Genomic DNA, 13780 nt, shown 5'->3' on the forward strand with positions numbered 1-13780 from the left:
AATTAAAAGAATTAGGTTATATATTTGTGATATTAACCTCGAATGATAATTATGAATTTTAGACAGTTGGGGCAGATTTTTTTTCTGCTGATTTTTTCAATCCAGCCTATTTTTTCTCAGGAAAATAAAGGGAGCGAATTACCATCTTATTTTTCATTGCTCAATTATCAATATGACCAATGGACTTCTGATAATGGACTGCCTAATAATTCAATTCGAGATATTATTCAGGATCATGAAGGGTTTTTATGGTTTGCTACTTATAATGGGCTATGTAAGTTTGATGGTTATGATATCGAAACTTTTAATTTTTCAAACACATCTGAGATCAAATCTTCTGGCTTTCTTTCGCTTTATCATTCTATTCAGGATAGTAGTTTATGGATTGGTACAAACGGTCAGGGATTACTTCATTATAAAAATGAAAAATTCACCTCCTATCTTCCTGAAAATGTTTCAAATGGTGTAATTACTGCAATTGCTGATAAAGGTAAAGAATTATTACTAGGTACAAGGGAAGGAGTATTAGTATTTGATAAAGATTCAAAATCATATAAAAATGCAGACCATCCAGAGATTGCAAAGATTACTGTTACTGATATATATATAATTGGGAATAATATTTATATCACTTCTCAAGCAAATGGTATTTTCCATTTTGATCAATCTCTCAATTTATTAGGAAAGTTCATGCCAGAAGTTGAATGGAATACTGTTTATGGTATTTCTGATGGAACTATATTATTCGGAGGGACAGAAGGCTTGTTTGCGTTGAAAAATAGCAAATTAGAAAATTACACTCTTAATGGGACACCAAATGTTGAAATCACAAATATTTTTCAGGATAAGGAAGGTAAAATCTTTTTAGGGACAGATTCTGGTGTAATTATTTATGATGGGGAATCAAGCTACATAGTGGCAGAAAATATTGGCTTAAATACCGGTGTAATTGAATCAATTATTGAGGATTTTGAGGGTAATTTTTGGTTTGGAACTAACGATCAGGGATTAGTAAGATTTAAAAAGGGGAATTTTATCAATATAACGAAGTATCAGGGTTTACCATCAAATAGTATTCACGCAATAATTAGTGGTAATAAAAATATTTATATAGCAACGGAAAATGGCGTTGCTGTATTTAATTCAGGTGAGATTTCTTTGATTGAAAATACAATTGGGATTGACGTTAGAGATTTATATCTGGAAAATGATAATTCAATATGGCTTGCGTCATATAGTGGATTGATCCATATCGAAAATGGCAAAGTAACTAAAATAATAAATAGTGAAAATGGCTTTAAATCAGATAAAATTAGAGATTTAATACCGTATGATAATAACTCACTTCTTGTTGGAACTGTCGAAGGACTATATACATATGATTTTAACAGTGGTGATGTTAGTTTACTTTCATCTGATTCAGACCTTGCTGATTCATGGATATTGAATTTATACAGAGATAATAAAGGTATTGTCTGGGTTAGTACCAATGGAAATGGTTTGTATAAAATTGAAAACAAAACCATATCTAAAATTCAAAATGATAATTTCAATGATGGAAATATAGTATTTCGTGCCACTGAATTATCAGACGGAACATTAATATTTGGTTCAATACTTGGACTATTTAAAATTCAGAATAATAAACCTGTTTTTATTAATGAAAATGGAGGGATTTTAAAGCAGACTATTTTTCAGATAATTAAAGGTAAAAAGGGTGACTTGTGGTTTACCACTAATAATGGATTATTAAAAATTAATGAAAAAGAGCTCATTAATTATATTCATGGAAATATTACTTCATTACCCTCTGCAAAGTTATTTTCAAAAAGTGATGGTATGCTATCTAATGAAATAGCTTCGCTTTCAATTGGTTTAGCAGATAATAATGGTGGAGCATGGGTGTCTACTTCCAGAGGTATCTCCATAATTTATCCTGCTCAGATACAGCAAAATCTTGCTCCTCCTGCAATTCATATTGAAGAAGTTATTCTTGATGGGGAGAATATTGATTATGCTAATACAATTAAAATTAATCCAGGTAGGCATAGGCTTGAAGTTAAATTTACTGGTATTAGTTTGAGCCAGCCAGATAAAGTTATGTATGAATACATGCTTGAGGGTTATGATGAAGACTGGATATTGGGAGAAAACAATCGCTCTGCTTTTTATAATGATATTCCTGAAGGAGAGTACAAGTTTAAGGTGCGAGCTTTAAATGCTGATGGTATTCAAAGTAGTAATGTAGCTCAATTTGAAATTCAAAAAGATGAATATTTTTATAAAAAAGGCTGGTTTTTTATAATTGTAGTTGCTGTTATTATTCTATTGATTTTGTTTATTCAGAGAGGTAGAGTAAATGTTTTAAAAAGGCGTAACAGGGTTCTTGAACAAATGGTAGGGCAACGAACATCTGATATTAATTTCCAGAAGGAGCAGATTAGCAAGCACAGGGATGAGTTGTTACAATTGAATTCTGTAAAAGATAAATTATTCTCGATAATAAGCCATGATCTAAGGGGGCCGTTAAATTCATTCGGATCAGTGTTGAGGTTATTAGCTAGTGGAAACTTAAGTGCTGACGAATTAAAAATGCTTGCCGGAAATCTAAGCCGGGATGTGGTTAAAATTCAGTCGTTCCTTGAGAATTTGTTACAGTGGGCGAAAAGTCAAATGAATGGAATAATACCCAAACCTGAATCAGTGAATCTAAGATTGATGACAGATAGCTGTGCTCAATTACTTGATATGGATCTTAAATTTAAGAACATAACTTTTGTCAATAACATCGATGAACGAATAACTGTCAGGTATGACAAAAACATGTTGAAGACAGTTTTACGAAATCTTTTAAACAATTCTGTGAAGTTTACTAATGAAGGTGGAGAAATCAATGTGATGGCGAATGTTAAAAGCGGTGTGCTTTGGCTTTGTGTCAAGGATAATGGAATAGGAATGAATCAGGAGACGATTGATAAATTGTTTAGTAAAGAAAACACCTTTACTAATGAGGGTACATTTCAAGAAGCTGGAACAGGGTTAGGCTTAAATTTGTGCAAAGATTTTGTTGAAGCTCAGGAAGGAAGAATAGATGTATGCTCAAAAGAGAAAGAGGGAACTCAGATTTGTTTTAGCATTCCTGATTTTTCGATTTAAAAGGGGTATCCAACTCCAATATTTAATACATAAGGGTCAGCTGCTCTTGTATTGTATGGATAATCATTAAACCCTGGATCCCAGATAAATCGTTTTCCTTGAGCTCTACCGGGGTCATGTATTTTGACACCAACATCAAATCTTACTACTATATAGCTGAAATCCAATCTCAATCCTGCTCCGCTACCAACAGCTATTTCTTTATAGAAGTTTCTAAATTCAAATTTTCCATTGGATGTATTTGCTCCACCTTCAGGATTTAAATTGACATCCTTTAGTCTCCAAACGTTACCTGCATCAATAAAAAAGGCTATATCTATAAAACCAGCTAAGTTTTGTCTGAATTCGATACTAGCTTCTAATAAAATTTCGCCTGGTTGTTCAAATCTGTCGTCATATACAAGTGAATCAGAATCATTCACAAAAAATAGGGGTTGATAATCCCCAGGACCTAATCTTTTAGATCTCCATGCCCTAATCGAGTTACTTCCCCCAGTAAAAAAGTATTTTTCATAGGGTAACGGTGCCAGAATATCATTACCTGAACCATAAGGAACTGCTACTCCTGCTTTTATTTTGTAAGCTAATTGAGTGCGTTCATCAAAAACTCTTAAGCGTCTAAAGTCAAATGATAATTTGTCATATTTAAAAAATGTAAGGCGGCTATTAAATTCAGGGATTAATCCTCCATGTTCTAATAATATCCGGAAATAGGCAGAATTATTATCACTTCCTTGACCATATTGATTAATGTTTTTTGTAAAAGTGAAATATGTTGCACTTACAAATGAAGGATCAAAGCTTCGTATTAAACTGTTTCCTTGTGCTTCCAACTCTTTAAGTCTTTCAAGGAATAAAGCATCTTTAATTTCTGAATCAATCAAGTATACTTCTAATGGCGTGAGGTTATAATAGTTTTTCTGATTTTTAAACCACTGGTATGAGATATATGAGTTCACATTCTCCCTTTGGTATTCCGGAGTTGATACAAAATTATAACCGGTAAGAACCTTGGTGGTTGGGTTAAGTTTTCCCATCCTGGTTTTTCTATCTTCACCAAGAGGTAAGAGGAATTGAGGGAATGTTAAACTTAAATTAGCACCATATTCATTATTATTATAAAAGTCCAGATCTATTCTTTCATTTTCAGTAGCCACACGCTCAAAACCAATCCTGGCATTTAGCTGTAATATTTCTAAGCCTCCAAATGTATTTCTATTTTTTAGTGTTAAGTTATAGAAAGGACCAGGTACTCCCTGACTTATATTAATTCCCAATCCAAACTCATTTGCCATCTGGAATTTTTTCAATGGTGTAACAGCTATAAAAACATCGATATTACCACCGGTGGTGTCATAGGTGATATTAATAGTCCGGAACATATCAAGCGTACCGAGCTGTCTTTGAGTATCAAAAATATTTTCCCTGCTATAAAGTTGATCTGGCTTTACGAAAATACGGCTTGTTAATACCTTTTGAGAGTAAGTTTTTTCAAAATATTTATACGATATTCCTCTGTAATAAATATTTTGTCTGGTTCCTTCAACATCTTTTACATCTGAATCGGTGACCATGGTTACCGAATCTATTTTATACAAACTATGTGAAGATTTTCCTTCAGGGTTTAGAATGTTTACCTTAATATCAACGACTTTTAAAGAGTCAAATTTTCTTACCGTTGCTCTAACATATTCCCTGTTAAAATTAAAATAACCATGATTTTTTAAATATGAATCAATTGAATTTCTTTTCTCAATTAATATAGACTGATCATAAGGAATTCCAGTTTTTATTCTGGTTATTTCATTTTGGTTTTTTAGCATTTCACTTAGAGTAGAGTCTTGAATGTCATACTCTATATTTCTGATCATATACTGTTCACCTGGCTCCAAATTATAAGTAGCTACCACTTTTTTACTATTTGAAGTAGTATCAACAGAATACTTTACTTCTGCCTTAAAATAGCCTTTGTTAATAAGGAGTTGTTCAATCGCTTTTGCTGAAGAATTAGCCAAAGTGGAATCAAAAATAGATAAGGGTTCGCCCCAACGCATAAGCAAATTTCCTTCTTCTAGCTTCTTATCGATTTTTGCGACTTTCTTTCTTTTTTTGTTCTGAAGTTTATTCTTCCTTTTTTCTTTTTCAGCCTGAGTGATTTTTCGATCAAATTTGTTTATCAGCTCCTGTCTATCATTTCTGATTTCCTCGACATCATAGTATCTTTCTCCGGTTTCATAGAACCATACATAGATTGCAAATGGAACAATAGGGAGTTTTTTATTAGGTTTTTGTATAATTACAGGTTCAAGATCACTATTTGGTATATTTACATCACCTTTTATCTTATTTTTGACAAGAAGCTTTTCATTATCCTCCAGGTAGCGTGTACCTAAGCAGCCTGATAACAGAAGGGTAATTAAGGGCAATATAATTAGAAGTAATCTATTCAAATTCGGCCTATGCTATCTAAAAATGCTGTTAAACGAATAAAACAATTGCAATTAAAAAAATACAGAAAGAAAACTCAACGATTTTTAGTCGAAGGAGCTAAAAATATTTCTGAGTTACTTCATTCCAATGTAAAGATAGAAAAACTGTATGTTACATCTTCTTTTTTTAATACATTAAATGATTCATTTACCAAAAAAATAGGTGATAAACTTGAAATAGTCAAAGATTCGGAGCTTCCAGGTATTTCTACATATCAAACTAACAATGCGGGAGTGGCAATTGCCGAAATTCCTGATCAAAATTTGGCAAAAGATTATTCAGGATGGACTCTACTACTTGACGATATCAGAGATCCTGGTAATTTGGGGACGATTATCAGAATTGCTGATTGGTATGGTTTCAGGAATGTGATTTGTTCTTTAGAATCTGCTGATTTTTATAACCCAAAAGTTATTAGTGCCACAATGGGTTCATTTACCAGAGTTACAGTTAATTATCAGGATCTTGTTGAAGTAATTAGCAACAGTCCTGAAAAGGTAGTTTATGGTGCATTTCTTGGTGGTGATAACATTCATGAATTAAAACAAATACCTGATCAGGGATTTTTAGTTATTGGAAATGAAAGTCACGGGATAAGTCAGGGAATTGAAAAACTATGTACAAATAAGATAACAATTCCTGGTGCTGAAGGTGCTGAATCTTTGAATGCTGCAATTGCAACTGGTATAATTTGCGACAACATTTTTCGATTGAAATCAAAATAGATGTCTTATATTTAAGATTCCTTGTCTAAACAAATTTTAAATCAAACCAATTTAACCTAATGAAAAAATCTTTATTTTTTTTCTTGATGGTGATCGTGGGTGTAAATCTATATGCACAAGATCCATTTCCAAGAAATGATGTTAAGGATGATCGATCTGGAAAGTATGCATTTACTAATGCTATTGTTCATGTTGATCATTCTTTGATTATAAATAATGCAACTTTACTCATAGAGGATGGGACAGTTTTATCAGTTATAGAAAACGGATCTGTTCCCGTAGGATATTATGTTAATGATTTGACTGGTAAACATATTTATCCTGCTTTTGTTGATCCTTACACAACTTTTGGGATGCCAAAGGTTGAATCTTCCGGATTCAGTTGGGGACGACGCGAACAAATTACATCACCAAGAAAAGGGCCTTATAATCCGAATGCAGCTATAAAATCTGATATTAATGCATCTGAGATGTTTAATTATGATGATAAAACTGCGAATTCATTTCGAAAAGCTGGATTTGGTTCTGTTTTATCATTGAATAAAGATGGGATAGCGAGAGGGACATCAGTATTTGTGAATCTACACGGTGAGAATGTTAACGATTTATTGGTTAAGAATCAGGCAGCAGCTCATTACAGTTTTGATAAAGGATCTAGCAAGCAAGATTTTCCATTTTCACAAATGGGAGCAATAGCTTTATTAAGGCAAACATTTATGGATGCCAAATGGTATAATGAAACTAATCCATATTTGGACTTAACACTTGAAGGTCTGAATAACTCATTTTCATTGCCGCAAATTTTTGAAGTGGGAGACAAATTATCAGTTTTAAGAGCTGATAAAGTTGGGGATGAATTTGGGATTCAGTTTATCATTATGGGGGCTGGTGATGAGTACCAGATGGTAGATAAAATAAAAGAAACTGGTGCATCTTTAATCCTGCCTTTAAATTTCCCGGATGCATATGATGTGAGTGATCCATTTGCAGCACTTGATATTACCCTCGAACAGATGAAACATTGGGAGATGGCACCTGCAAACGCTGCCATATTAGATAAAAATGATATTCGTTTTGCTTTTACAGCTTCTGGCCTTAAGAATCCATCTGATTATGTTAAAAATGTTCAGAAAGCTGTGAAAAATGGGCTTTCGGAAGAAAAAGCACTTGCGGCAATGACTTCCATTCCAGCTGATTTAATTGGAATAAAAGGGGTAGGTAATTTAAAAAATGGATCATATGCCAATTTTATAATTACTGATAAAAGCCTATTTGAGGAGGGAGTTTCAATAATAGAAAACTGGGTAGCTGGTGATAAGCTTGTTGTAAATCAAATTCCAACTGCCGAGACAAGAGGATATTTTACTTTATCAATTGGGGATGAAAAATTCCAGCTAATCGGAAAGGGAAAGTCTTCAAAGCCGTCTCATGAAATTAAGATTAACGATTCGACAAATATCAAAACTAAAAGTTCATGGCAAAATGATCAATTATCAATTTCTTTTGATCATGAAGGTAAACTATATCTGTTATCAGGATGGAAATCAGAAAAAGGTTTCAGTGGGGAAGCAATGGTTAATTCTGATTGGGTAGCGTGGAATGCCACTTTAGACAGTTCCTATGTTGAAAAAGTTAAAAAGAAGGAAGAAAAACCGGTAGAATATGGAGAAATGATTTTTCCATTTGCTTCTTATGGCCGCACAACTATTCCGGAACAGAAGACATATATTATTAAGAATGCTACTGTCTGGACAATGGAAGATGATGGTATTCTTGTAGGCTCTGATGTGTTAGTTGAAGGAGGTAAAATAAAGAAAATCGGAAAAAATATTTCAGCAAATGGTGCTATAGAGATTGATGGAACCGGTAAGTATTTAACACCTGGAATTATCGATGAACATTCACACATTGCTCTTGATGGTGTCAATGATGTGGCGGTAAATAGTTCAATGGTAAGAATGAAGGACGTTGTTGATAATTCTGATATTAATATATATAGGCAATTAGCTGGAGGAGTAACAGCTGCTCAGTTATTGCATGGGTCTGCAAATCCGGTAGGAGGACAATCTGCTTTAATCAAAATGCGATGGGGTATGTCACCTCAAGAGATGCTGATAAAAGATGCTGATGAATTTATCAAGTTTGCACTAGGTGAAAATGTTAAAAGAAGTAGCAGTAGTTCAAGTATCAGGTTTCCGCAGACCAGAATGGGAGTAGAGCAGGTTTTTGAAGATGCATTTAATAATGCTCTTGATTATGAAAGAAAGTGGGAGGCTTATAATTCTTTAAGCAAAAAAGAAAAGGCACATACTCCAGCTCCGAGAAGAGATCTTGTTCATGAAGCAATGCTTGAAATAATAAATAAGGAAAGGTTTATTACCTGTCACTCATATGTACAGTCTGAAATCAACATGTTAATGAATCTTGCTGAGCGATATGGATTCAGAGTAAATACATTTACTCATATTCTTGAAGGTTATAAAGTTGCCGATAAAATGGCTGAACATGGAGTTGGAGGATCGACTTTCGCCGATTGGTGGGCTTACAAATGGGAAGTAAGATATGCCATTCCCTATAATGCAACTTTAATGACCGGTGCAGGTGTTACTACAGCTATTAATTCTGATGATGCCGAAATGGGTAGACGATTAAATCAGGAAGCTGCTAAGTCAATTAAATATGGTGGAATGGATAAATACGAAGCCATGAAAATGGTAACTATTAATCCGGCAAAATTATTACACCTTGATGAAAGAATGGGGTCTGTTAAAGAAGGGAAAGATGCTGACCTGGTATTGTGGACTGACGAACCAACTTCAGTTTATGCTAAAGTCGAAAAGACTTTTGTTGATGGCAGAGTAATGTTTTATGTTGAAGAAAGTCAAGCGTTGGAGCAATCAATGGCAAAAGAAAGGGAGCGTCTGATTAAAAAGATGCTGAATGTAAAAGAAAACGGTGGAGAAACTCAAAAGCCTGTTCCAAATGGTGAAAAGAATTTCCATTGTGATGATTTCTTTTATCAGTTTTAATTCAATTTTTAATTCACGATATGAAAACATTTAAATATATATTATTTACATTCTTAGTCAGTATCCTGTCGATAAACGCCCAGGCACCCTCACCAGGTGAGCCTCAGGAATCCACGATAGTGATAAAAAATATTACAATTCACAAAGGAGACGGTGAGCTGATTCAGAATGGCTCAGTAGTATTTGAAAACGGATTAATAATTTCTGTTGCCACGGGAGATGCGTCTGAAATATATGAGGAAGCACAAGTGATAGATGGAAAAGGGCAGCACCTATATCCGGGATTTATTTTACCAGATAATAATGTTGGTTTAGTTGAAGTTAATGCTGTAAAAGCTACGATAGACTCAAGTGAACCGACTAGTATATCTCCTAATATCAGAAGTATAATTGCCTACAATACTGATAGTGAAATCATTCCAACATTACGTTTTAATGGAATATTATTGACACAGGTTGTGCCAAGTGGAGGACTTATTTCCGGGCAATCTTCAATTGTACAGTTAGATGCCTGGAATTGGGAAGATGCGGTTGTGAAAATGGATGAAGGCATATATATGAGCTGGCCAATGGCGATGTTACCTCCGCGCTGGTGGATGAATGAAACCAAATGGAGAGAAAACGAAGATTATGATAAAAATGTAGTCAGAATTAGGTCGATGTTCGGAGATGCTCAGGCATATGCTGCGGGGACTTCTGATGAAAGAAACCTTAAGCTTGACGCTATGAAAGGGCTTTTTGATGGTTCTAAAAAAATATATGTTCATGCAAACCGAGCTAAGGAAATTGTATCTGCCATTACCTTTGTTAAAGAAAAAGGAATCGAAAATATCGTTCTGGTTGGTGGGGCAGATGCTATGTATGTTTCAGATTTTCTTAAAGAAAATAATATTCCAGTGATTTTAACTGATGTACATAGGTTACCAATGAGGCCGGGTGCTGATGTATTTGAACCTTATAAATTGGCTTCAAAGTTAGTTAATAAAGGCTTGAAAGTTGCATTGTCATATGGAGGTGTGGCAAATAGCAGAAACCTTGGGTTTTATGCCGGTACTGCTTCAGCATATGGACTTGGCAAAGAGGAGGCTTTAAAATTAATAACTTCAAATACAGCTGAAATTTTAGGTCTTGACAAATATGGTGTTATTCAAGTTGGGAAATCAGCAACATTCTTTTTGTCAGAAGGAGATGCATTGGATATGAGCGGCAATAAAATTACCCATGCATTTATTGATGGAAGAAAGGTGAAGCTGGACGCAATGCAGCAAGAACTTTATCAAAAGTATAAAGAAAAATATAATTTAAATTAATACGTTATAAGACACCTAAGCTTAATGCCCGTTAAAGATTTTAGAGCCATCTTAACGGGCATTAAATTGTATTAAAAGGGATAATAATGAAGAATTTAAAGAGGACTATTTTATTGGTTTTAACCATACTTTTTTCTGTAAATCCTGGCTTTTCTCAGGATGAAAAAATTGAAGAGATTATTCAGTCACTATCACTAAAGGAAAAGATTGGACAGCTATTCATCGTGCCGGTTTATCCTACAAGGAATCAAGAACATATCGATTCGGTTAATTACTATATAGACTCTTTAAATATAGGTGGGGTGATTTACTTTCAAGGAACTTCAGCACAATTAGAAAGTCTGCAAGGTAAATTATCAAGGTCTAAAATTCCTCTTATTCATTCAATGGATGCAGAGTGGGGACCGGCAATGCGAATCAGGGATACATATCGATTACCCTATGCCATGACGCTAGGGGCTACCAGTGATTCTTCAATGGCTTATGAATATGGTCGGTTAGCAGGGGCTAAATTAAAATATATGGGGATAAATGTCAGTTATGCTCCAGTTATAGATATTAATAACAATCCGGATAATCCAGTGATTGGATTTCGTTCCTTTGGTGAAGATAAAGAGGTGGTGGCTTCTTTTGGTTATGAATATGCCAGGGGGTTAATTGATGAGGGTGTAATGCCTGTTTTTAAGCATTTCCCTGGGCATGGTGATACAGATGCTGATTCTCATAAAGACCTGATTACCTTGCCATATGATTATAACCGCCTAGACTCAGTTGAGCTCTATCCTTATAAAAGGTTAAAAGATTTAGATCAAGCAGGCATAATGATTGGTCACCTTGCGGTACCATCCTTTACAGGAAATGATATTCCTGCTTCAATAAGTCCGGAAATTATTACCGGATTATTAAAGGATAGTCTTAAGATTAGCGGAATAGTCTACAGTGATGCAATGGATATGGAGGGGGCCTTAAAATATGCACCGACGGGAGAACTGGAATGGAGAGCACTTGTTGCTGGAACAGACTTTTTATTGATGAGTAAAAATGTTCTTAAAGCAATAGATTTTATTATAAAGAAAGTTGAAGAAGCTCCTTATTATGAAAAGTTAATTGATGAACATTTGTATAGGGTACTTAAATATAAATCAGGAATAAATCAATATGATTATTCATATAAAAGCGATATAGCTAATAAAATTGAATATGAATATAAGGTGTATGAAAGAAAGGTTCTTGAAAAAGCGGTGACGGTTCTTGGAAGTGAAGGTGTAATTCCATTCAAAGATCTGAATAATAAGAAAACAGCATTTGTTCAGTTGAGAAATTCCGGATCAGGATCAAATGTTTATAATGAGATTTTAAAATATGATAGTGTTGATTTTTATTTCATTTCTAAAGATAAAAAGATCAACGGGGAACTATTAAATAAGCTAAATCAATATGACCGGCTGGTCATTCATCACGATGGCTTATGGATGAGTGCAGCTGCTAAATTTGATTTGACAACTACAGATATTGAAAATACAGATAAGTTTTTAAATCTCAATCCTGAAAAAGTATTGTTACTTTCCGGAAATGTATACTCTCTCAAGCTACTGGACCCACAAAATAAATTTGATGCCATAATTGTTACCTATCAGGGCAGAGATTCAGGTGAAAAAATTGCAGTAGAAACATTATATGGTGGTATTTCAGCTTCAGGTAAATTACCTGTATCATTGAATGGTTTTAAAATTGGGCAGGGAATCAAGACTGCGAAATTAAGATTAGGGTATAAATTTCCGGAGCAGTATGATTTTGATTCATATGAAATAAACTCAAAAGTTGACTCTATAGTTAGATTAGCAATAGATAGTAGTGCCTTTCCTGGATGCCAGATTCTTGTCGCATATAAAGGAGATATAATTTATCATAATGCTTTTGGTTTTCATACCTATGATAATTTAAAGTCTGTGAATATTAGTGATGTATATGATATTGCTTCAATCACTAAAGTTACCTCTGCTTTACCATTATTGATGAAATTAATAGATGAAGGGAAGGTTAACCTGGATGACAAATTTTCAAAATATTATTCATATTATGAAAACAGTCCTATTGGCAATGCAACAATCAGAGAAATATTAGCACATAATGCCAGATTAAAAAGCTGGATACCTTATTATAAAGAAGCCCAACGAAAAAATGGTAAATGGCGATGGAGGACATTTAAAAATAAGCCTTCAAATAGATTTCCGACAAAAATTGGTGAAAACCTTTATATGCATAAATCATTTAAAAAAAGATATGTGTATAAAGGAATTAAGAAAGCACCATTAAATGAAACTCCAGGATATGTTTATTCAGGACTTTCCTTTTACTTATGGCCTGATATAATTAAGAATTACTACGGAGTCAGAATAGATACGGCACTATATAATTCTTTCACTAATAAATTAGGAGCTACAACACTTACTTATAATCCATTAGAAAGAAATATTAATCTATCACGAATAGTTCCAACTGAAAAGGACAATTATTTTCGGAATGAGCTAATTCATGGAATTGTTCATGATGAAGGAGCAATAATAATGGAAGGATTATCTTCAAATGCAGGATTGTTTAGTAATTCTCTTGATTTGGCTAAAATGATGCAGATGTATCAGAATTTTGGTTCTTATGGAGGAGAGCAGTTGATTTCAGAGCAAACGGTAAGAGAGTTTACAAAGTGCCAATATTGTGATGAAGGAAATCGCAGGGGATTAGGTTTCGATAAGCCTTTATTAGAAGATAAATGGAGGGGTACACCTTCTCCGGATGCTGGTGACAATAGTTTTGGTCATACTGGTTACACAGGAACATTTGCATGGGCCGATCCGGATAATGAACTGCTGTTTATTTTTCTTTCAAACAGAGTTTACCCAACAAGAGAGAATAAAAATCTTTTTATGATGAATGTCAGACCTGCGATACATCAGGTTTTTTATGATCAGCTCAAAAAAATAAGTTCCGAAAATTAATTCGGAACTTCACAACAAAGGTTTCATCTATGATGGTATCAAAGATCAATCTTTCAATTGACCTTATATTAATT

Annotated in this window: 6 protein-coding genes; 5 read left to right on the plus strand and 1 reads right to left on the minus strand. The window is 33.9% G+C overall.

What is annotated here, in order from left to right; translation table 11 throughout:
* Positions 1–51: 51 nt before the first annotated feature.
* A complete protein-coding gene (locus HH304_RS18750) occupies positions 52–3156 on the plus strand; it encodes a sensor histidine kinase (protein ID WP_169684822.1) in 3105 nt (1034 codons plus the stop codon).
* On the opposite strand, the gene tamL is transcribed toward HH304_RS18750, so the two are convergent.
* Positions 3153–5606, minus strand: coding sequence for a translocation and assembly module lipoprotein TamL (gene tamL / locus HH304_RS18755; RefSeq protein WP_169684823.1), 2454 nt, complete (start codon positions 5604–5606; stop codon positions 3153–3155). The two genes, HH304_RS18750 and tamL, sit on opposite strands and share 4 nt — an antisense overlap.
* Positions 5607–5615: 9 nt before the next feature.
* Here tamL and HH304_RS18760 point away from each other — a divergent pair, with 9 nt between their 5' ends.
* The 4 genes from HH304_RS18760 to HH304_RS18775 all read left to right on the plus strand — a co-directional run bounded on the left by HH304_RS18760 (position 5616) and on the right by HH304_RS18775 (position 13706).
* Positions 5616–6371 carry an RNA methyltransferase gene (locus HH304_RS18760; RefSeq protein WP_169684824.1) on the plus strand — a complete coding sequence of 252 codons (756 nt, stop codon included), beginning with the start codon at positions 5616–5618 and terminating at the stop codon, positions 6369–6371.
* Between the two features lie 59 nt (positions 6372–6430).
* Positions 6431–9400, plus strand: coding sequence for an amidohydrolase family protein (locus HH304_RS18765; RefSeq protein WP_169684825.1), 2970 nt, complete (start codon positions 6431–6433; stop codon positions 9398–9400).
* Positions 9401–9420: 20 nt separating this feature from the next.
* Positions 9421–10710, plus strand: coding sequence for an amidohydrolase family protein (locus tag HH304_RS18770; RefSeq protein WP_169684826.1), 1290 nt, complete (start codon positions 9421–9423; stop codon positions 10708–10710).
* An 86-nt stretch (positions 10711–10796) separates the two neighbouring features.
* Entirely contained in the window at positions 10797–13706 is a 2910-nt protein-coding gene (locus tag HH304_RS18775; RefSeq protein ID WP_169684827.1) for a glycoside hydrolase family 3 N-terminal domain-containing protein, read from the plus strand.
* Positions 13707–13780 lie beyond the last annotated feature (74 nt).

This window comes from Marinigracilibium pacificum, assembly GCF_012926615.1.
GTDB lineage: Bacteria > Bacteroidota > Bacteroidia > Cytophagales > Cyclobacteriaceae > Mangrovivirga > Mangrovivirga pacifica.

Excerpts from the sequence above, each read along its gene's own strand:
- HH304_RS18750 (WP_169684822.1), top strand. The coding sequence starts at position 52 with ATGAATTTTAGACAGTTGGGGCAGATTTTTTTTCTGCTGATTTTTTCA.
- HH304_RS18760 (WP_169684824.1), top strand. The coding sequence starts at position 5,616 with ATGCTATCTAAAAATGCTGTTAAACGAATAAAACAATTGCAATTAAAA.
- HH304_RS18765 (WP_169684825.1), top strand. The coding sequence starts at position 6,431 with ATGAAAAAATCTTTATTTTTTTTCTTGATGGTGATCGTGGGTGTAAAT.
- HH304_RS18770 (WP_169684826.1), top strand. The coding sequence starts at position 9,421 with ATGAAAACATTTAAATATATATTATTTACATTCTTAGTCAGTATCCTG.
- HH304_RS18775 (WP_169684827.1), top strand. The coding sequence starts at position 10,797 with ATGAAGAATTTAAAGAGGACTATTTTATTGGTTTTAACCATACTTTTT.